The sequence below is a fragment of the Leptospira congkakensis genome, from assembly GCF_004770265.1.
In the GTDB taxonomy this organism is placed as follows: domain Bacteria; phylum Spirochaetota; class Leptospiria; order Leptospirales; family Leptospiraceae; genus Leptospira_A; species Leptospira_A congkakensis.
Map to the genome: position 1 here is coordinate 278947 of NZ_RQGQ01000004.1, position 20531 is coordinate 299477.

20 protein-coding genes are annotated in these 20531 nt (G+C 39.5%); 9 read left to right on the forward strand and 11 right to left on the reverse strand.

What is annotated here, in order from left to right:
• Positions 1–27 precede the first annotated feature (27 nt).
• On the forward strand, positions 28–1077 hold the full coding sequence (locus EHQ70_RS02365; protein ID WP_135583343.1) for a D-alanine--D-alanine ligase: 1050 nt from the start codon (positions 28–30) through the stop codon (positions 1075–1077).
• Here the strand turns inward: EHQ70_RS02365 and EHQ70_RS02370 are convergent.
• Genes EHQ70_RS02370 through EHQ70_RS02390 form a run of 5 tightly spaced genes read right to left on the reverse strand, consistent with a single transcriptional unit; the run spans position 1046 to position 5554 of the window.
• A complete protein-coding gene (locus EHQ70_RS02370) occupies positions 1046–2446 on the reverse strand; it encodes a high affinity choline transporter 1 (RefSeq protein ID WP_135583344.1) in 1401 nt (466 codons plus the stop codon). The two genes, EHQ70_RS02365 and EHQ70_RS02370, sit on opposite strands and share 32 nt — an antisense overlap.
• Positions 2447–2449: 3 nt before the next feature.
• Positions 2450–2725: an exodeoxyribonuclease VII small subunit gene (locus EHQ70_RS02375; protein WP_135583345.1), complete on the reverse strand. Its 276-nt coding sequence runs from the start codon at positions 2723–2725 to the stop codon at positions 2450–2452.
• Between the two features lie 8 nt (positions 2726–2733).
• Entirely contained in the window at positions 2734–4011 is a 1278-nt protein-coding gene (gene xseA, locus EHQ70_RS02380) for an exodeoxyribonuclease VII large subunit (protein WP_135583346.1), read from the reverse strand.
• Positions 4011–5120, reverse strand: coding sequence for an AI-2E family transporter (locus tag EHQ70_RS02385; RefSeq protein ID WP_135583347.1), 1110 nt, complete (start codon positions 5118–5120; stop codon positions 4011–4013). The genes xseA and EHQ70_RS02385 overlap by 1 nt, the downstream gene beginning before the upstream one ends.
• A 2-nt stretch (positions 5121–5122) precedes the next feature.
• Positions 5123–5554: a hypothetical protein gene (locus tag EHQ70_RS02390; RefSeq protein ID WP_135584301.1), complete on the reverse strand. Its 432-nt coding sequence runs from the start codon at positions 5552–5554 to the stop codon at positions 5123–5125.
• Between the two features lie 91 nt (positions 5555–5645).
• On the opposite strand from EHQ70_RS02390, the gene EHQ70_RS02395 reads away from it, so the two are divergent.
• The 5 genes from EHQ70_RS02395 to clpA are packed head-to-tail and all read left to right on the forward strand — an operon-like array spanning position 5646 to position 13248.
• On the forward strand, positions 5646–6287 hold the full coding sequence (locus EHQ70_RS02395) for a DedA family protein (protein WP_135583348.1): 642 nt from the start codon (positions 5646–5648) through the stop codon (positions 6285–6287).
• A gap of 27 nt (positions 6288–6314) precedes the next feature.
• The gene (locus EHQ70_RS02400) at positions 6315–9464 is read left to right on the forward strand and encodes a SpoIIE family protein phosphatase (RefSeq protein ID WP_135583349.1); all 3150 of its coding nucleotides are present in this window, start codon (positions 6315–6317) and stop codon (positions 9462–9464) included.
• Positions 9465–9479: 15 nt separating this feature from the next.
• Entirely contained in the window at positions 9480–10643 is a 1164-nt protein-coding gene (locus EHQ70_RS02405; protein WP_135583350.1) for a GNAT family N-acetyltransferase, read from the forward strand.
• A complete protein-coding gene (gene clpS, locus EHQ70_RS02410) occupies positions 10643–10984 on the forward strand; it encodes an ATP-dependent Clp protease adapter ClpS (RefSeq protein ID WP_004788539.1) in 342 nt (113 codons plus the stop codon). The genes EHQ70_RS02405 and clpS overlap by 1 nt, the downstream gene beginning before the upstream one ends.
• Entirely contained in the window at positions 10981–13248 is a 2268-nt protein-coding gene (gene clpA, locus EHQ70_RS02415; RefSeq protein WP_135583351.1) for an ATP-dependent Clp protease ATP-binding subunit ClpA, read from the forward strand. Before clpS ends, clpA begins: the two co-directional genes overlap by 4 nt.
• A 105-nt stretch (positions 13249–13353) precedes the next feature.
• Here the strand turns inward: clpA and EHQ70_RS02420 are convergent, their stop codons facing one another.
• Complete coding sequence (locus EHQ70_RS02420) at positions 13354–13902, reverse strand: hypothetical protein (RefSeq protein WP_135583352.1); 549 nt, start codon at positions 13900–13902, stop codon at positions 13354–13356.
• Complete coding sequence (locus tag EHQ70_RS02425; RefSeq protein WP_135583353.1) at positions 13899–14357, reverse strand: RidA family protein; 459 nt, start codon at positions 14355–14357, stop codon at positions 13899–13901. Before EHQ70_RS02425 ends, EHQ70_RS02420 begins: the two co-directional genes overlap by 4 nt.
• A 155-nt stretch (positions 14358–14512) precedes the next feature.
• Here EHQ70_RS02425 and EHQ70_RS02430 point away from each other — a divergent pair, with 155 nt between their 5' ends.
• Both EHQ70_RS02430 and EHQ70_RS02435 read left to right on the forward strand, forming a co-directional pair.
• Positions 14513–14956 carry an Hsp20/alpha crystallin family protein gene (locus EHQ70_RS02430; RefSeq protein WP_135584303.1) on the forward strand — a complete coding sequence of 148 codons (444 nt, stop codon included), beginning with the start codon at positions 14513–14515 and terminating at the stop codon, positions 14954–14956.
• Between the two features lie 10 nt (positions 14957–14966).
• Positions 14967–15365, forward strand: coding sequence for an Hsp20/alpha crystallin family protein (locus tag EHQ70_RS02435; RefSeq protein ID WP_135583354.1), 399 nt, complete (start codon positions 14967–14969; stop codon positions 15363–15365).
• A gap of 82 nt (positions 15366–15447) precedes the next feature.
• Here EHQ70_RS02435 and hisC read toward each other — a convergent pair whose 3' ends face one another.
• From hisC to EHQ70_RS02450, 3 genes are read right to left on the reverse strand one after another with little or no spacing between them, the layout of a single operon-like run.
• Positions 15448–16542 (reverse strand): histidinol-phosphate transaminase, encoded by a 1095-nt coding sequence (gene hisC / locus EHQ70_RS02440; protein ID WP_135583355.1) that lies wholly within the window; start codon positions 16540–16542, stop codon positions 15448–15450.
• Positions 16543–16546: 4 nt separating this feature from the next.
• Entirely contained in the window at positions 16547–18049 is a 1503-nt protein-coding gene (locus EHQ70_RS02445) for a 2-isopropylmalate synthase (protein WP_135583356.1), read from the reverse strand.
• 24 nt (positions 18050–18073) lie between these two features.
• A complete protein-coding gene (locus EHQ70_RS02450) occupies positions 18074–19435 on the reverse strand; it encodes a hypothetical protein (RefSeq protein WP_135583357.1) in 1362 nt (453 codons plus the stop codon).
• Here EHQ70_RS02450 and EHQ70_RS02455 point away from each other — a divergent pair.
• A complete protein-coding gene (locus EHQ70_RS02455; protein ID WP_135583358.1) occupies positions 19417–19773 on the forward strand; it encodes a VOC family protein in 357 nt (118 codons plus the stop codon). The genes EHQ70_RS02450 and EHQ70_RS02455 overlap by 19 nt on opposite strands.
• On the opposite strand, the gene EHQ70_RS02460 is transcribed toward EHQ70_RS02455, so the two are convergent.
• Positions 19752–20522 (reverse strand): glycerophosphodiester phosphodiesterase, encoded by a 771-nt coding sequence (locus EHQ70_RS02460; protein ID WP_135583359.1) that lies wholly within the window; start codon positions 20520–20522, stop codon positions 19752–19754. The two genes, EHQ70_RS02455 and EHQ70_RS02460, sit on opposite strands and share 22 nt — an antisense overlap.
• Positions 20523–20531 lie beyond the last annotated feature (9 nt).

A 20531-nucleotide genomic window follows, 5' to 3' on the forward strand; every position in this document is an offset into this window, starting at 1 on the left:
TTTCAAGAAAAGGAATCAAGTGATTTCATGATCCAAACCAAAATCGCACTGCTTTTCGGGGGCATCTCCGGGGAACATATCATCTCCATTCGTTCTTCTCATTTCATTTTCAATACAATAGATCGGGAAAAATACCAAGTTTGTCCGGTTTATATTGACCAAACAGGAAAATTTTGGATTGCCGATGGAAAAGATCCTATTTATCCAGATCCGACTGGAAAAACGGAGTCCGATTTTTTAACTGAATTTTCTACTACAAACCAAATCACAAAATCCACATCTGGTGCGGGATTATTAGAACATGGATTTTCGGCCGCCTTTCTCGGATTACACGGTGGGCCTGGTGAAGATGGAAGGATCCAAGGATTTTTAGATACATTAGGAATTCCGCATACAGGATCCGGTGTTTTGGCCTCTGCTCTTGCTATGGACAAATACAGAGCCAATCTTTTGTTCCAAACCATGGGAATTCCCGTGGCACCCTTTGTGGATTTAGAAAAAGGAAAATCGGATGCCAGGAAAATTGTTTTAAACTTACCTTTTGAATTCCCAGTCTTCATCAAACCAACGCTTGGTGGTTCCAGTGTCAATACAGGAATGGCAAAAACTCCTGAAGAAGCAATGCTTCTTGTGGATAAAATTTTTGTTTCAGAAGATAGGGTCCTCATCCAAAAACTAATTTCGGGAACGGAAGTTTCCATTGGAGTTCTTGAAAAAAAAGAAGGGGAAAAACGAATTCCATTTGCTCTTGTTCCAACTGAGATTCGTCCCAAATCAGAGTTTTTTGATTTTGAAGCCAAGTATACAAAAGGTGGAAGCGAAGAAATCACTCCGGCACCTGTAGGTGATGCAATTACCAAAAAACTCCAAGAGTATACTTTGGTATGCCATGAAGTGCTTGGTTGTAAAGGTTACTCTCGAACCGATTTTATCATCAGCGATGGAGTGCCTTATGTTTTGGAAACGAATACACTTCCTGGAATGACAGGAACCAGTCTCATCCCCCAACAAGCAAAAGCCCTGGGGATTGAAATGAAGGAAGTTTTTACTTGGCTTTTGCGAATTGCTCTTTCTTAGGAAAAAAGTACATTCCCAGAAGTATAGCGATAAGGCTTGCTATGGTTCCATAAAAATGGCTAGTCATATCGTCACCGTAAACTTCTAGAATAAGCCAAGTGGTGATTCCTACAAATAAAGAAAAAAGGGCGGATCTTTCATCTGCCTTTTGACTCATGAGTCCAAACACCATAGGGATAAATAAAGTCACAAGAGAAATTCCACCAGAATCTTCCACGAGAGCATAGATCGAAGGTTTTCCGACTGCTAGTAAAAAGGAAATCCCTGCTATGATAAGAACAGAAGTTCTAGAAAGTAGTAGTAACTTTTTATCATTCATATCCTTAAATGCGTATTTTAGAATATTCTCCGATAATATAGAAGAGGGTGCAAGGATAGCCCCCGATGCCGTGGATAGAATGGCAGAGATAAGAGCAGAAAAAAATAAAACTTGGATCCAAGGACTTGAAAACTTAGAGATCATTGTTGGAATGAGAAGTTGTCCTGTTTCCGAATTTAAGTCAAAATCAGGAATTAAACTTTTGGCATGAAGACCTAAAAACAATGGGATGAGGGCAAATAGTAAATACAAAATAGAAGAAAGATAAGAGGCTCGAATCGCTACTTTTTCTGATTTGGCAGACATCACTCTTTGGAAAATATCTTGTTGGGGCAAAGATCCAAAACCAACAACCATCCAAGCTGATAAATATAATGTCCAAGCATGATAATTGGATTCTGGAAAAAAATTAAAAAATCCATCTGGTTTTTCCTGGATGCTTGACCATATGGATTTAACACCATTTAACTCATAGATCACAAAAACAAGACCAATGATGATGGAGATGGATTGGAAAAAATCGGTCATGGAAACGGACCACATTCCTCCGAGATAAGTATAAAAAACAACAAGACAGGCTCCAATCACAATGGCCGTGAATTGGTTGATTCCAAATAGAATCTGCACCATAATTCCGAGTGCCACAAACTGGGCAGCGACCCAACCAAAATAGGAAAAGATAAGGCAGATCCCTGCAATAAACTCCATTTTTTTCCCATAGCGGTTTCTATAGAAGTCCCCGAAGGTAAGTATTTGCATTCGGTAGAGATACTTTGCAAAAACAAGTCCGAGTAAAAATAAACAAAGCGCACCACCAAACGGGTCTTGGATGACGGCTAAAAATCCTCCTTTGGCAAATTCCACGGAGGAACCGAGAATGGTTTCACTTCCGAACCAAGTGGCAAATAAAGCAGCCGTGGAGATTGGGAGGGGCAAACTTCTACCTGCTAAGATAAAGTCTTTTGAGTTTTTTACTCTTTTTGCCGCATACACTCCAATGGCAATCGTGATGAGAAGGTAACCAATGATGAAAGCCGCTTGGAAATTCATTCTCTAAAATAAATCTTCTTCCACTGGTTTAGAAGGAGTTTCATCCTTCTTTTTTTTGACAGTTGTTTTTACAATTTCACCACTTGGAGCTTTAGATAAAAATTCAATTTTTGCTTCTGCATCCACAAGTCTTTCGGAACAAATTTTTTTGAGTTCCATTCCTCTTTCATAGGCTTTGATGGAATCTTCTAAAGAAAGAGTTCCTCTTTCTAATTTTTCTGCAATGTCTTCTAATTCCCGAAGAGCTTCTTCGAAACTTGTTGATTTTTTCTCTACCATGGGGATTCCTATATTTTTTCTTTTACTTCCACTAGAAGTTTTCCATCAGAAAGAAAAACCTCTAAACTTTCATTGTCTTTGATTTTATGAATGGATGATATCACTTGTTTGTCCTTGTTTCTGACCACTGAATAACCACGTTTTAAAGTTCCCAGTGGGGAAAAATGAACTAATCTCTGTTCTGCGAGCGTGAATTTGTTTTGAATTCTTTCTAAGTAAGATTTCCAATTACTACTCAACGTATCAAATTTTTGAAATTCACTTTGTTTGCGAACCAAATAGTTTTTTCCAAGAAGAGAAATCTTTGTCATGAGTTCTTCTAAATCCGCAGTTCTTGTTTCCAAAAGTGTTTTCGGATTTTGGAATACAGGCCTTCCGGTAATCCCCGCCCATTTTTCTTTTCCCAAACGAACCACAGCCTTTAGAGCCGATTTAATCCTGTCTTCCATTTCATCCAAACGAATGAGTGTGTCTGAAACATTCGGAACGGCGAGTTTTGCTGCAGCCGTTGGTGTGGGAGTTGTGGCATCAGCAGCAAGGTCAGTCAGCACACGATCAATTTCGTGGCCTACAGCTGAGATGATTGGGATTTTGGAATGATAATAAGCCATCACCACTGCTTCTTGGTTGAAGGCCATAAGATCTTCAAAAGAACCACCACCACGACCCGCAATGATCACATCCACTTCCCATTTGGGATCATTGATTTCTTTTATGGCTTCGATGATAGAAACTTCTGCTCCGTCTCCTTGCACAAGGCAAGGTGAAACTAAAATTTGTATGGAGGGATTTAGGTCAGTGGCAATCCGAATGATATCTTCGACGGCCGCTCCTTTTGGCGAAGTCACAATGCCTAGGCGTTTCGGAAATTTTGGAAGAGGGCGTTTGTGGTTCACATCAAAAATTCCCTTTTCATGGAGAGCCTTTTTTAGTTTTTCAATTTTTAAAAGGATATCTCCTTCCCCGATTTCCTCTATCTTCTGCACCGTAATGCTATAATACCCACCTGGTTCATATACAGAGACAGAACCATAAACCAAAATCTCCATTCCATTCCGAAGGGGTGTGCCGCGATAGTTTTTTGCCTGAAAAGAAAAAAAAGCACATTTGATCACACTTGTCTGATCTTTCAGAGAAAAATACATATGCCCAGAACTATTGGTTTGGGAATGGTTGGAGATCTCTCCCCGAATCCAAATGTTTTTAAATTCAGGAGAGTCCTGGAGTTTGGATTTGATGAGGCGATTGACCTCACTGACACTGAGAGATGAATCTATTGTTTCCATTAGGTATTTTGAAAACGAGTTTCTCTAAAAATTTTCCAAAAGTCCCAAAGGATGATGACCAGAGTTAAGGCCATAGGACCAATGATGATCCCTGCAACACCAAACTCCTGTAATCCGCCAATCAAAGAGAGAAAAATAAGAAAGGGATGTGTTTTTAGTTTTTTATCTAAGATTTTGGGTTTCACGAAGTTTTCTAAAATAAGATAACTTGCCCCACCAGCGATCATAAAAAGAACGCTACCCGTCCAGTTCTCTTGTACAAGGCCAATGTAAAGTCCAATCGGCAACCAAACCACAGAAGTTCCCACAACAGGAATGAGAGAAAAAATTGTGGCGATACTCGAAAGTAAGAACTTATTTGAAACAGAGGTAAAGAGTAACAGAACATAGATGAGGGCACCTTGTAATAAGGAAATAAAAAGATTTCCCATCATCACTGTACGAATGGCTTCCTCAATACGCCGTCCTAGTCTTTCCTCAATTTCTGTGGGAAAAGGGAGTAAAACAAAAAGTGCATGTTCCATTCGGCTTCCTTCTTTGTATAAAAAGAAAAGCAAAATAAAGGTAAAAAATGCATTAAAGATAATGGCACCTGGAACTTCAAAAGAACCGAGTAAAAATCCCGAGGAGTTTTTGAGCAAACTATAAATGGAATCTAAATTGAGAATGTCCATATGTTGGCCCACATATTCGCGGTACATCAGAGGAAGTTTGATCCAAAAAAATTCGTTCTCCGTAAAAAAGTCAGTAAGCATCGGACTATTTAATAATAGAGAAACAATTGATTCTTCTGTGAGTTGGTTCCGGATATAACTCACTAAATTTAAAGATTCTCTAATTAAGGTAGAAAGAATTAAATAGGAGGGAACGAAGACTCCCGCAAGCATCAGGATCACCATGATGTAGGGCGAGAGTCCATGAAATTTGACACCTAAAACATTCTTTAGTTTTTTATGGATTTTCCTTGTTGTGAGATAAAATAACAAGGCTAGAAAACTTGCCCAAAGGAAAGGTTTGAAAACAAAAAATAAAGTAAGACAAGTCCCTAAAAAAATCGCACCGAGTAGTAGGTAGACGATGGTTTCGTTTTTATTTTTAATCCAACTCATGATTAGTAACTAGAATGTTTTCTAAAATAGAAGCGAATGTAATTGGTATTGCCTCCTGTTTCAGAGACAATGATAGAAAGGGATTTTTTAATAAAACCTTCGAGTAAATAAGTAACCTCTCCGTTTTTTTCCATTTTGTCGATGAGTTTCCAATCCCCTTGGGCAGCTCTCGTTTCGATTCTTTTTTGAATCGCTTGAAAACTTTCCTCTGATTCCAAAAGGAGAGAAGCTTCCTTGGTATGGATATGGCTTGTTTTGAATTCACTAGACTGAAGTAAGTTTACTTTATCAGGAAAAAATGACTGAGGGAAGGCTGGTGGTGCGTTCGTTGGGTATTTGGTAACTACAATATTATCGAAGCGATAGATTTCGGTTTGGTGAATCGGTTGGCATCCCCAGAGAATCAGAAGAAAAATAGGCAAAAATCGAAGCATTACGGAAAGCAAACGGTGGAGTATCGATTCCTTCCATTCATTTTTTTAAATCTTTGTTGCCAACTGGTTTGTAGGCATTTCATTTTCTCCTGTGCTCGATTTCCTACAGTTTGATGCTTTTTTGGCTCGGATCTTAGAGTTACCGCCCCTTGTTCTTTGGATTTTTTTCTGTTTCTCTAATTTTTTAGAGAATGTTTTTCCCCCTTGGCCAGGGGATACGGTGACCGTGTTTTCCGGATTTTTATCTTCCAGTCCAGGCTCGCCACTTTCATTTATTTCTGTTGTAGCAGCTACTTACTTAGGGAACCTTTTGGGTGCTCTCGTAATGTATTTTTTTGGGGAGAGATTTCTCTATTTTCTAAAACGATCACGGTTCCTTTTTTTGTCCACATTCTACCAAGAAGAAAACTTACACAAAACTTTAGATTGGTTTCGTAAATATGAGATTGTAGTGGTTCTTTTGTCTCGGTTCTCAGCAGGAATTCGTTTTTTCGTATCCATTGTTGCTGGTATGTCCAAAATGAACGTTATTAAATTTATTACTTTATATTCGATTGCGATTTCTTTATGGTGTGGACTCCTTCTTTTTGGCGGTTCTCTTCTTGGATCCAATTGGAACCAAATCATTGTTATGCTATCATATTATAACCAAACGATTGGAATTGTTCTCATTTGTATATTTTTGTACTTTCTATACCAAATTTGGAAGAAAAGAAATACAAAGTTGACATGATTTCCTTATATGTTAGGGTTTTCTCGCATGAACTCTTGGGGAAATATAGCGTTTGATTTTTATACATTCGGTTCACTCGTCGGTGTCATTTTTACTTTTTACAATGCACAATTTTTTTTGACGGTTAAAGAAAAATCCGAGGCAACATACAGGCTGGGAATGGGAACCCTTTGGTTAGGTATATTCCATTTTGGTTATATGATTAATTTTTCCTTTATGGGACCTGCCGCCGCATACATGCGATGGCTTGTGATTATAGGAGCCATGGCCGGTGCCTCTTACCTAACAAGCTTTTTCTTAAGTTATCCCGAGGTTTACTTTCCCAGGTTAAAAAAATACCTATTTTGGTTTATGAATTTCATCGTTGTCACAGTCACTGGATACTTTGTTTATATAAGCTTAACAGCTGGTAGGTTATTTTTCTTTAGTGGGCACTATTGGGATTTTCCGGTACCAGTTTTTTATAAAGCTTATGCGCTAATAGTTTTGGTTTTTTTTGTAACTTTTTCCTTTGTTGGGATCATTCAGATTTTTAAAATGCCAAAAGAATCTCGGTTTGCAACGGCAAGCATTCTGATAGCGTTCATACTTGTTACCATCATTCCAGGGATTATGAATGCTCAATCAAGGGATGGAGCCATCGGGCGTGGGCTCTACCAAACGATTACTGATCTTATTCTGGTGGTTGGATTATTTCTGGCAAACGTTGTTTATATCAACAATACAAAAGACAAAACTACAATCATCTCTCGAATCATTGGAATCTCCCTTGCATCCTTCTTACTTGTGTTGCAACTCGTTGCATATTCCGTAATCCAACAATCTGAATCTAATTACGATATGGTACATACAGCAAGGGCCAAAAACTTTATCGCAGGACTTGAAACTGACCAAACCCCAAGTTTTCATTATACCTATGATTTAAACCAAAAAGAATTTGTCCGAAAAAAAGGAATGGATGAAACCTCTGTGGATCCATTCAGTTATGAATCCGAATATTGGAATTCCTGGGCATTAGAAACCATTCTTTCTTTTAAAACAAAAACCGATTGGAAAGCAAAAACAGAGAATTTATTACCGAAATTGCCTGAAACAAGCAAAGGTTATGCGGCAGAAATCAAACAACTTCTGTCTTCTGATAAAATTACAAATCCAGAAGCTCTCATTCATGAACTAGAATCTGAAAAACGTAAAATTCTTTACACAAGAAACAAATTAAGAGAAATTCCCACAAAGAATTTTTCCGATAGTGCAGAGTCTCTTGTCTCAAAAACAGAAGGACCACTTTCTGGATTTTATGGTGCGGCTCGTTCTGTCCTTAGCTCAGATCTTCCTGAGGAAAAAAAGGCAGAAGTCCTAGACCAAATGTTTTCTCCCATGCCAAACCATGGAGACCGAAACTATAGAGGCCGTGTTAAATTTGCGGAAAACAATCCCGAATATTCGTTTTATGTAAGTTATCTAATCGTAGATAAAGAAAAGGGTCTTATCCATGAAGTAGGTTATCCTTATTTAGATTATAGGGAATTTCAAGAAGAGGTCACTCTCCCCTGGATCATCGGTGTTTTGTCACTGGCAGTACTTGTGATTTTTGGATACCGTTTGTTTTTCCTCATCGCACTTTTACGGCCTATCGAACAAATCATAGAAGGTTTGACAGAGGTAAACTCTGGGAACTTAGAACATAGGCTGACGGTTCATGTGGAAGATGATATTGGATTTATGGCCCGTTCCTTTAACCGAATGGTGCGTTCCATCCAAGCGGCCCGTAAAAAATTGGAACAATACGCAGACCAATTGGAAGTAAAAGTACAAGAACGTACGAAAGAATTGGAAAATTCCTTAAAAGAAGTCCAATCCCTGAAACACCAACAAGATGGGGATTATTTTTTAACCTCTTTGCTCTTACAGCCATTTAACGCAAATAATGCGAATCATGACAATGTCCAAGTGGATTTTTTATTAGAACAAAAGAAAAAATTTACCTTCCGCCAATATGAAAAAGAAATTGGTGGGGACTTGAATATCGCAAACCAAATTTTTCTAAACAATCGTTCTTATACTGTATTTTTAAATGCAGATGCTATGGGTAAGTCCATGCAAGGAGCTGGAGGGGCTCTTGTTCTTGGTTCTGTTTTTGAGTCCATCATCACAAGGACTAGACTCCTAAGTGAAGCAAGGAATACGTACCCCGAACGTTGGATCAAAAATACATTTTTAGAACTGCATAAAATCTTTGAAGGTTTTGACGGATCCATGCTTGTTTCGCTAGTGCTTGGGCTCATTGATAACGAAACAGGGCTTTTGTACTTCATCAATGCAGAACATCCTTGGATGGTTTTATACCGAGACGGAATTGCTAGTTTTATCGAAAACGAACTGATGTTTCGAAAATTGGGAACTTCGGGAGTCCAAGGAAATTTATACATCAAAACCTTCCAGTTAGAAGTTGGAGATGTCCTTCTTGCGGGCTCTGATGGAAGGGATGATTTACTCATCTCTCATACCGAAGATGGGAAACGAGTGATCAATGAAGATGAAAGATTATTCCTTCGAGTTGTCGAATCTGGAAAAGGAGAACTGGACGGAATTTATGAAGAACTTCGAAAGTATGGAAGTTTGACAGATGATCTATCGATTTTACGAGTTTCCTTTATTGAAGAAAAAGAACGGTATAAAATTGAAAGAGAAAAACTGAAAGAAATCCAATCGCTTCTACACAAAGCAAAGGAAGCGAGTGAATCGGCGGACCTCCAAGAAGCCGTTTCGTATTTGGAACAGGCTAATTCTTTGGAAGAAAACATTCCAGAGATCAAAAAGAAATTCATCCAACTCTATTTAAAACTCAAAGACTATGGGAATGCCAAAAAAATGGCCAAAGACTATAGTTTGTTAAAACCGATGGACACAGAGATTATGTACATCACTGCTTTTTGTGCAAGAAAAGTGGCTGATATCAAAACGGCCATTGATTTTGGGGAAAGGGTGCGCCTTCGTGATCCAAACCATGTCAAAAACTTGATCAATTTGGGGCAGACCTATTTAGCAGATAAAAACCTGTCTCGGGCGGAAAACATTCTCAGTTCAGCTCTAGAACTTGACCCAGAAAATCCTAGTTTACAAAGGCTTCTTGACCATATCCGCAAAAAACAAAACAAACAAGATGTCGTAAATTAGAGTCTAAGGTCTACATTGAGTGAAACGTTTGCGATAAAAATTTCCGAGACCTTTCGGGACTTTAGAAAGGAAGAATGGAATCTTTTGGTACCACCAGATTCCGTCTTCCAGGAATATGAATTCCTTTCTGGTTTGGAAAATACAGGTTGTATCGGAAATTCAGATTGGATACCAATATTAATCTCTGCTAGGCGAGAGGGCGTTTTGTTTGGGGTTCTTCCTGCTTATCTTAGAAGTGATTCTTACGGCGAATATATTTTTGATTTCCAATGGGCCAATGCCTTTCATCGGGCCGGGATTCCTTACTATCCAAAACTGACTGTAGCTGTGCCTTTTAGTCCCGTCACGGGGAGTCGGATTTTACTCCATCCGGATTTAAAACCAGAAGAAAGAGAGTCTCTTGGTTCTGTTCTTCTCCAAACTCTTTTAGAATTTGGAAAAGAAAAAGATACTTCTTCGGTTCATATTTTATTTTGCAAAGAGGAAGAACAAAGTTTAGGAATTACAAATTCTTTTGCACCTAGACTTTCTCATCAGTATCACTGGTTTAACAAAGGTTTTGCGAATTTTCAAGAATTTTTATCCACCCTTGTCAAAGACCGGAGAAAAACCATCCGCCAGGAAAGAAGGAAAATTTCCGAGTCGGGCCTTACCCTCCAAACCCTTACGGGTGACGAGATCACAGAAGACCACGCCCATATCTTTTATCAGTTTTATCAAGACACCCATTCTAAAAAATGGGGGCAGCCTTATTTGAATCGGAAATTCTTTTTGGAGATGCATCAGAACTTTCGCCATCGTTTGGTTCTTGTTTTGGCAACAGATCCTTCTGGGAAACCTGTGGGTGGAAGTTGGAATGTTTTTCGAGACGGGTTTCTATTTGGAAGATACTGGGGAGCCTTGGAACATGTCCCCAACTTACATTTTGAATGTTGTTATTACAGATTGATTGATTTTGCAATCGAACATAAAATGGAACGAGTGGAGGCAGGTGCCCAAGGAGAACATAAATTCCTTAGGGGGTATGAAGCTGTTCCCATGTATAGTTTACATCATATTTACAATGAACAGGGCAGAGCGGCTATCGAGTCCTATTTGGAACGAGAGATTGTGATGGAAAGGGAAAATATTTCCGCTTACAATTCACAGTCACCTATCAAATCGCTCCGGGAGGGATAATGTCAGATCCAAAAAGAAAATCTTATACAGATATGAATGTGGAACTTCTCGAAAGAGAAAAACAGAAAAAGAAACTTAAAAAACCTGATCGCTATAAGGTGATTCTGATCAATGATGATTACACTCCTCAGGAATTTGTAGTCTATGTACTAGCCAATGTTTTTAGGAAATCAATGGAAGAATCTCGTCAAATAATGTGGAAGGCACATACTTCTGGATCAGCCGTTTGTGGGGTATATTCTTTGGACATTGCGAGAACAAAAGTAGCAGAAGTGCATAAACTTGCGGATGACGCAGGGCATCCATTACAATGTCAATTGGCAAAAGAGGAGGACGAATGAACCTTTCCCTAGACTTAGAAAATACCTTAGAACTTGCTGGTAAAGAAGCAAGTAAATACCATCATGAATTTATCACTTTAGAACATTTGTTATATGGTCTTACTTATAACGAAAAAACAAAAGAAGTTTTGGTCAATGTCGGTTGTGATTTGGATCTACTCAGAAAAGAACTGACCGAATATTTTGAAGAAGATCTTTCCACTATAGCAGTTCCCGATTTAAAAATCCAACCACGTTATACCGTGGGTGTCCAGTTTGTGATTCAGTTTGCCGCCTTTCATGTCCAAAATTCAGGGAAAGAAGAAGTGGATGGAAACAATGTACTTGTGGCCCTCTTCAGAGAAGAAGACAGCCAAGCTTATTATCTACTCGCCAAACAAGAAGTAAACCGTCTAGACGTGATCAAATACATGTCTCATGGAATCAAAAAAGAAGTTGAACCTGAAGAGCCAAATTTTTCGGAAGAAGCAGATCCAGAAGAAGCGGAAAGCGGGTCTCGTAAATCAGCTCTAGAAAAATTTTGTGTCAACCTTACCGAAAGAGCAAGGTTAGGAAAACTCGATCCTTGTATTGGTCGCGAAGTCGAAATTGAAAGAACCATTCATATCCTATCTCGTCGTCGTAAAAACAATCCCATTTTTGTGGGAGAGGCAGGGGTCGGAAAAACTTCCATTGTGGAAGGAATCGCTGAACGAGTTGTTAAGGGTCTCGTTCCCAAAAGTTTACTGGGTTTGGAGATTTATTCTTTGGATATGGGTCTTGTGATGGCGGGAACCAAATTCCGTGGTGAATTTGAGGAACGTTTGAAGGCCATCTTACAAGAAGTAGTTGGGAAACCAGAACGAATCATCTTTGTAGACGAAATCCATACCATTGTGGGTGCTGGGGCCGTATCTGGTGGAAGTTTGGATGCTTCTAATTTGATGAAACCAGCCCTTGCCAATGGAGAACTCAAATGCATTGGAACGACCACTTACAAAGAGTATAAATCGATTTTTGAAAAAGATCATGCCCTTTCGAGAAGGTTCCAAAAGATTGAAGTGGCAGAACCTTCCAGAGAAGATGCGATCGAAATTTTAAAAGGTCTCAAACCCAAATACGAATCCTTTCACGGAGTCACCTATAGTGCCAAAGCCATTGAGGCTTGTGTGGATTTATCCAGTTTGCATCTTAGAGATCGTTTTTTACCGGACAAAGCCATTGATTTGATGGACGAATCCGGCGCCTTTGTAAAGTTACGCGATGAGAAAAAAGAAAAGGCCAAAAAACAGGTAGGGATTTTAGAAATCGAATCACTCGTTGCCAAAATTGCCAAAATTCCAGAAAAAACGGTAAAGGCAGATGATAAAAAGAAATTAGAAAATCTAGATTCCGAAATCAAATCCATTGTTTTTGGACAAGATCATGCCATTGAACAAGTGGTAGACGCCATCCATTATTCAAGGTCAGGCCTCAGTGATGAAGGAAAACCAATTGGTAGTTTTCTTTTTGTTGGTCCTACTGGTGTGGGTAAAACCGAAGTGGCAAAAACTTTGGCAGAAAAGATGGGAGTGGAATTTCTTCGATTTGATATGAGTGAATACATGGAAAAACATTCTGTATCACGTCTGATTGGAAGTCCGCCAGGATATGTAGGTTATGACCAAGGTGGCCAACTCACCGATGCCATAAGCAAAAATCCACATTGTGTTTTGTTGTTCGATGAAATCGAAAAGGCACATGAAGATATTTATAATATCCTTTTGCAAGTGATGGATCATGCCACACTTACCGATAGCACGGGGAAAAAAGCTGATTTTCGTAATGTCATTCTCATTTTAACGACTAATACCGGAGCCCAAGAAAGTTCGAAGCCACTGCTTGGTTTTGATACCGATAGATATGATGACCGCTCACTCAAAGCCATTGAGAGAACATTCACTCCGGAATTTCGAAACCGACTCACTGCCGTAGTGGAATTTGGTGCTCTATCGATTCAGGTAGTGGAGTTAGTGGTCAAACGGATGTTCCGCACTTTGCAAGCAAAAGCAAATGAAAAAGGAATCCAATTGGAATTGTCTGAAAAAGCGGTAAGGCATTTGGCAGAAACTGGTTATGACAAAACCATGGGAGCAAGGCCCATCCAAAGAATCCTCAATTCAGAAATCGGAAAACCTCTTTCCAAAAAGATCTTATTCCAAAAAGACAAAGGATCTAAGTATCTTGTGGATGTCGTTGAGAAAGAGGGAAAAAATGTTTTGGAAATTTTGGATGTGAATGTTTGAAAAAAGCGATCTCGTATATGATTCGGAAAAGTAGTTCGAGTTGCAGATCGTGAATCAGAACAAAGGAACTAGATTCATCTTTTAGTTCCTTGTTCATTGGTAGAGTTATATCCTTCCTAAAACCTCATCTTCTTTTTTGAAGGTGAGGAATCCAAAAACAAAGGCTCCGAATACCGAACCTAAAAATAAATAGAAAGAAAGTCCCAGATTCACTTCTTCTGGTTTGACAAAGTCATAAAAATAACGTTTGGGATCCAGATACCCCCAAATTACAAATACAATCGCAATCATTTGACCTGTAAAAAACCAAATCCTTGTCCAAGATGATTTCCAAAATCCCAAAAAGAAAAAATTGAGAAGGCTTAGTAAAATAAAAATGGAATTTAACTTAGGGCCGAGAGAGATGGATTCTTCCGTTTCAAAAAAACGAATTTGGTAGGAAAACCAAGGAAGGACTGAGAAGAGAAGTTGTAAAAATAAAAAAATAAAAAATATTTTATCAAATATAAGTTTTGTATTCCAATAACGATACAAAGCCAAAAATATTCTCTTTGTTAGATGCCACCAAGCAAAAATTAATTCAGGGATCAGTAAAAACGATTCTTTAATAAATTGAATCAAGTCGAAACTTTTTGAAAGAAGGGAATTGATCATTCTACTTCTGCTACCATTTCCAATTCCACACTGGCATCAAGTGGAAGAGAACTCACACCAATTGCAAAACGCGCATGTTTTCCTTTATCTCCAAAAATAGCCGCCAGTAGTTCTGAAGCTCCATTGGCAACTAAGTGTTGTTCGGTGAATTCGGGTGTTCCTGCAACAAAAACCCCAAGTTTGACTATGGATTTGATTTTTTCAAGTGATTCAATATGGAGTAAGGTTGCCGCAAGTGCATTCAGAACACATTGTTTGGCCTCTTCTTTGGCTTCTTCCAGACTTACGTCTTTGCCAACCTTTCCTGTTTTTCTTAGTTTCCCTGCGACGAGAGGAAGTTGCCCTGAGGTAAAGATCAGGTTCCCGGATCTTTCGGAAGGGATATAAGCCGCAAGGGCTGCAGGAACAGGGGGGATTTCTAAACCCAGTTGTTTCAAGGTATCTTGGATAGGCATTGGATTCCAGGCTAGTGAGGGCTACCGTATGGGACAAAATTTTTTTTCCAAAATTCTATAAAATAGAAAACATTCTTGACGATTGGCAGTCAAACATGTAGATTGCCAATAGAAATAGCAGTCGTAATTAATGAGTGCTAAAGAGGAGAATGAGCATGTTGTTCCGAATTCTAGACCCACAAACCAAAGCAAATCAGTTCTGGAGAGATTTTGACAGACTGAACGATGAGTTGACTCGTTCCATTTTGGACAGCCAATTTGGATCTTCTTCCAATTTCCCTCCTGTGAATGTTTACACCAAGGAAGACGAAGCCCTTGTGACTTGTTTACTTCCTGGACTCGAACCAGACCAAATCGAAATCAACGTAAAAGACAACCTATTGTCGATTCACGGAAAGAAAAAAGCAGAAGACCTCGCAGAAGGTACAGAAGTCCTTCGCCGTGAGATTTTTAATGGGGAATTTCGCAGAACCTTGGAACTTCCTTTCCGAGTGGATGCGGAACATGTCCTCGCAAAATTCACAAATGGAATTTTAAACATCCATCTTCCTCGTAGAGAAGAAGATAAACCTAAAAAAGTATCCATCGTTGCAGGGTAAGGAGAAAGTTATGAATACACTAACAAAAGAAAACAAACAAGACGTAACAGAATCTGTAGAAACAAAAGAAGGAAAACCCGCCGTTCGCGTTTATTCACCTAACGTGGATGTATTGGAAACAGAAGAAGCCATTCTTTTCCATGTGGAAATGCCTGGGGTAGACCAATCTTCTGTAGAGATATCCATTGAAAAAGACCAATTGATTTTGGAAGGAAAGTTTGTTTTGCCTGAGGAATCTCGTGGTCAAGTGAGACTTGCGGAATATAGAGAAGGAAACTATTTCCGTAAATTCACAATTGGAAAAGCGATCCATTCGGATAAAGCCGTAGCCAAAATGAAAAATGGAATTTTGGAATTAACCATTCCGAAAATGGAACCTAAAAAAACAAAAATCGAAATTCAGAAATAAACTCTCTTTGGTGTTTGGTAAATCTAAAGTGAATTTAATTTCGAACCCGGGTACCTGCTGAAGGGTGCGCCGGGTTGTTTTTTTAGAGGAGTTCGCGAATGGTCGCAAGTAGTTTTCCATTTTCTTCTGGGGTTCCAATGGTGATACGCACGTAATCTTTGGAGATTCCGTTTGAAAAATAACGGATCAAAATATTTTTATCTTTCAATTGCAAATACAAACTCTCTGGTGAAACACCTAACTTTGGTTTGCAGAATAAAAAATTGGTAGAGGAGTCTGGGATCAAAAAACCAAGAGATTCCAATTCTTTTTTTAGTTTTGTCCTTTCTGAAATGACTAGAGTTCGTTTTTCCAAAAAGTATTCTTTGTCTGCATAAGAGGCTTCCGCCACAACTTGTTCCAAAATTCCTACATTATAAGAATCCTTTAGTTTGCGAATCCAAGAGATCACTTCAAGAGATCCTACAAGATAACCCACACGGAGTCCAGCCAAAGCATAGGATTTAGAAAAAGTACGAGAGACTACTAAGTTCGGATGGTTTCCTATCTCAGACATCAAACTAGAGTTTGGTTCTGTGAAATCTATGTAGGCTTCATCGGATAAAACAATACCGTGAAAATTTTTGACCAAGTTAAGAAGTTTTTCTTTTGGTTCTTCTACACCTGTCGGAGCATTGGGGTGAGCAAAACAAAGTAACTTTCCCTGTTCTTTTCCTAAAGCCTCAAAATCAAAATGTAAGTCGGACTTTAGTGGAACTGCTTTGTACGTAGCACCCACCATCATCTGTTCTGTTAGAACCGGATAGAAGGAATAAGTCGGGTCAGGCGCCACAACCACATCGTTTGGGCCAATTAGGGCTTGAAATAACAAACGTAAGGCTTCATCAGACCCGTTTGTCACCAAAATTTGATCTGGATCTAAATCATAATCTTTTGCGATGAGTTCTTGTAACTTCCTTCCATGGTAGTTGGGATACTTTCGCAAAACACCTGTTTCTAAAACTTTTTCTACGGCTTCTTTAATTTTAGGAGAAGGTGGGTAGGGGTTTTCGTTGGTATTGAGTTTGATAGTGGAGGTAGAAAGCCCTGGTTGTTCTCCTGGAGTATAAGGTTTGAAGGCAGGTAGTTCCTTACGTACCAGTGATTTCATCGAAAATAGATTGGTTTGTGTTGTCATTGGATTACAACCGGTTCAAGGCATTGATATAGGCTTTGGCACAGGCTTCAATGATGTCTGTGGAATCACCTTTCCCAACCACTCGGCGTTCTCCGTCTTCTAAGGTAACAGAAGCCTCTGCCATCGCATCCGTTCCTTCGGTTACCGGTGAAATCACAAGTCTAGAGAGAAGTGGAGAAAGGCCAGTGACTTGGCCTATTGCTTTAAAGATACTATCCACTGGGCCATCACCATGTGCTTCGCCTTGTTTCACTTCTCCCTTGATTTGGAGAGAGATTTTGGAATTTGGAGTTTGGTTGGATCCTGTATTTTGTTCAAAAGACAAGAGTCGATATTTTTCGTCTACTTGGGATCTACTGATTTCTGCTTGGAAAAGGGCTGCGATGTCCTCATCAAAGACTTCCTTTTTTTTATCAGCAATCTCGAGGAATCTGTTATAGGCATTGTCGATTTCTTCTGGTTTGGGATCGAAACCCATACGAATGACACGGTCTTTAAAACCCGCGCGACCGGAGTGGCGTCCAAGAACCATACGATTGGATTTGAGTCCCACGGATTCGGGGGTCATAATTTCATAGGTTTGTCTGTTTTTGATCACACCATCTTGGTGGATTCCTGATTCATGTGCAAAGGCATTGGCACCCACAATGGCTTTGTTAGGTTGAACTACCATTCCTGTGATGGTTTTTACCAAATGAGAACCACGAGTAATGAGAGTGGAATCAATTTTTGTTTCCACACCGAAAGCATCCTTTCTTGTTTTGAGAGCCATGACCACTTCTTCCATGGCTGTGTTTCCAGCTCGCTCACCGATTCCGTTGATGGTACATTCAATTTGACGACCGCCCGCAAGGACAGTGGCGAGTGAGTTGGCAACAGCAAGTCCTAGATCGTTATGGCAGTGCGCCGAAAAAATGACCTTGTCGGCTCCTTTCACTTCTTTTTTTAAGAAACGAAATAGATCCATATATTCTTGTGGAGTGGTATAACCTACTGTATCTGGAATGTTGATGGTAGTAGCACCTTCTTCAATCACAGCTTCGACTAACTCTCGTAAGAATTTCCATTCAGAGCGAGTTGCATCTTCCGGTGAAAATTCTACATCAGTCACAAAGTCCCTTGCCATTTTTACGGCAAGTCTTGCCATCTCTAACACTTCTGATGGAGACTTACCCAATTTATGTTTCATATGGATGGGAGAGGAGGCAATGAAGGTATGAATTCGTTTTTGTTTGGCTGGTTTTAATGCATCACGTGCTGCTTCCAAATCCGGACGAAGGGCACGAGCCAGTCCGCAAATGATGGGACCTTCAATTTCCCGAGAAATCCGTTCTACCGCTTTGAATTGTACAGGGGAAGAAACTGGGAATCCAGCTTCGATGATATCCACTTTCATACGGGCTAGGTGTTGGGCAATTTCCACCTTTTCATCTTCGCTCATAGCGGCCCCGGGGCATTGTTCCCCGTCCCTTAGTGTGGTATCAAATATGCGTACGTAATCTTCCATCTACTTCCAGATCATACGTTCGCTTCACTCTGTCAAGTGCGTATGGAACGCACCTGTGATCCAGTGGTAGGGTTTCCCATCTTTGTCGACAGGAATCGGAGCCCGTCTGCCTTCTGTCCAAAACCGGATGGGTTTTTCTAAGTCATAAGATACTTCTGTTTGGAGGATTCCTGAAAAATAAACCTTGGTTTTCTCTCTGGGAAATGGCAACGACCAAAGAATCCCCGTAAGTAAAAAAAGGAGGGTTGTGAGAACTTTGGGATTTAGGATTTTCGTGTGAGTACCGAGAGCCCAGGTGATTCCTAGAAGACCAAAAAACAGAAGGGGAAACAAATACCGGATCGGGTAAGGATGGAGGTAAGTGAATCTTCCTACAAGGAGGAGGAGGCCTAAGAGAACTGGAAAAAACACAATAAGCAAATGGCGATTCAGTTTGGGAAACTTGGTAAAACTAATGAAGACGAAACCAAGTAAGAGAAGAATGGATTTTCCTTGGTAAAAAATATGTTTCGAAAAATCCCAGAGATAAGTCCCCGAAAGTTGTAAGATTTCTGAGGCTTCCAGTCCTTCCAGATAGGCAAACAAAATCTGAAAGCTACTGGGAATGGATACGACTGTCCGTAGCCCGAATGATATAAGTTCAGAAAGCAGAAGAAAAAAGAAAGTCAGGATCCAAAACTTCTGATTCCGAAAGTATGAAATTCTTTCGGCGAATGGTAAGTCTCCATCCCAAATGCGAACCACAAAAAAAGAAATCACCCCGACGAGAAAAGAAAATCGATCTGAAATATAAAGTAATACAAAACTAAAGAAAAAAAAGAAAACCATGGGTAGTGGTAAAAAGGAATTTGGATAACGATTTTTTTTATCTTTATCGATTAACAAGGAGTAAAGATAAAGAGTGAGTAGGAGTGAAAAAAAGAAACCAGTACTATGATGAGCCCCCGCTAAAAAATAAACCAAGGGGAGAGGTTTGTCTTCTGCAAAATATCCGCAAAGAGAGAAAAAAATAAAAAGGATTTCTAAGAGATAAAGAAATTGGAATGACCTTGTTTGGTTCGTATACTTCGATAGAAAAATAAAAATTCCAAAGAAAACCAAAAACATTTGGATGGTTCCGTAAACACTGGGAAGATACAAAAAGGGAAACACTGGATAAAGAATTAGATAGATAAAAAGATCAGGAAAAAAATAGGGAGATGGGGGCAAATACCAATGTCCAATCCCAAGCCCTGTGACTATATCCTTTAGAAACAATGGAAGATACAATTGGTCTGCTGAATGAAGTGGTTCGAAATAAATAGTTTCGCATAACGTAAAATTGGCGACGCTAGAGATGAAAAAAAATATAAAATAGGAAAGAATCGATGGAGAACGGGGAAACATTGGATTTACAATTTTACTCTATCAACTTAGACGGAGGGGAAAATACTAGCCTTCCCGCTCGGTTTTACCAATCGTTTTTAGGGGGGACTCTCCTAAAAGAAAGTTTTGGCCACTCGGAGTTACAATTGGCTTCTGGAGAAAGGATTGTATTCTCTAAAAACACAGAACATTGTCCGGTACACCCAGGAACCATCACCATTCGTTGTGATCACTCAACCGCAACGCACCCGAAAGTTTCCTCTTTGAAACTAGTCCAATCAATCCCTAAGAAAAATTATTCTTTATATGAGGATCCTTGGGGGAATTGGGTTTGGATTTATTTTTTGGATTCTAAATAAGATGCCAATTGGTCGGGAAAATCGGTGATGAGACCGGCCACTCCTGCATTCAGTAACTCTTTCCATTCCACTTCCGTATTGGTCGTGTAAGGAATCACTAGAAGGGATTTTTCTTTTAAACCTTCCACAAACTCTTTGGAACAAGCGGACAAGTGTGGGAGGATCAAATCCGGCTCATAGTCCATATAATTCTTGTTTAGCGAATCTCCCTTTTCGATGAGAAGACCTCGTAAAACTTCTGGTTCTTCCTGTCTGATGAGATCCACAAGGTCCCAGTCAAAACTACTCACCCAAATACGATTGGTTAGTTTGTATTTCCGAATCAGTTTCACAAGAGCGAGGGCGAGAGCCTTTCTTTCTTCTGGATTTCCTTCGCTCTTCATTTCAATATCGAAGACTGTGGTTTCGGGGAGGGTTTGGATGATTTGGGAGAGTGTGGGAATTTGTTCTCCTTCAAAGGCTTCATCAAAAAAACTCCCCGCATCGAGTTCTGCTAAATCGCGATATTTATATTCAGAGACTTTTCCTTCACCATCAGTCGTACGATCCACCGTAAAGTCGTGGATGACAACAAGTTCACCCGAAGCACAAAGCATGGTATCCAATTCAAAAAAACTTGTGGATTCCGCTCCCACAAGAAAAGACACAAGTGTGTTCTCGGGTGCAAGCCCACGTGCACCACGGTGTCCAATATTTGCCGGTTTATTTCCTAAAATGGATTTTAATCTTTCGATTCGTGGTTGGAACATAGTTTTTAC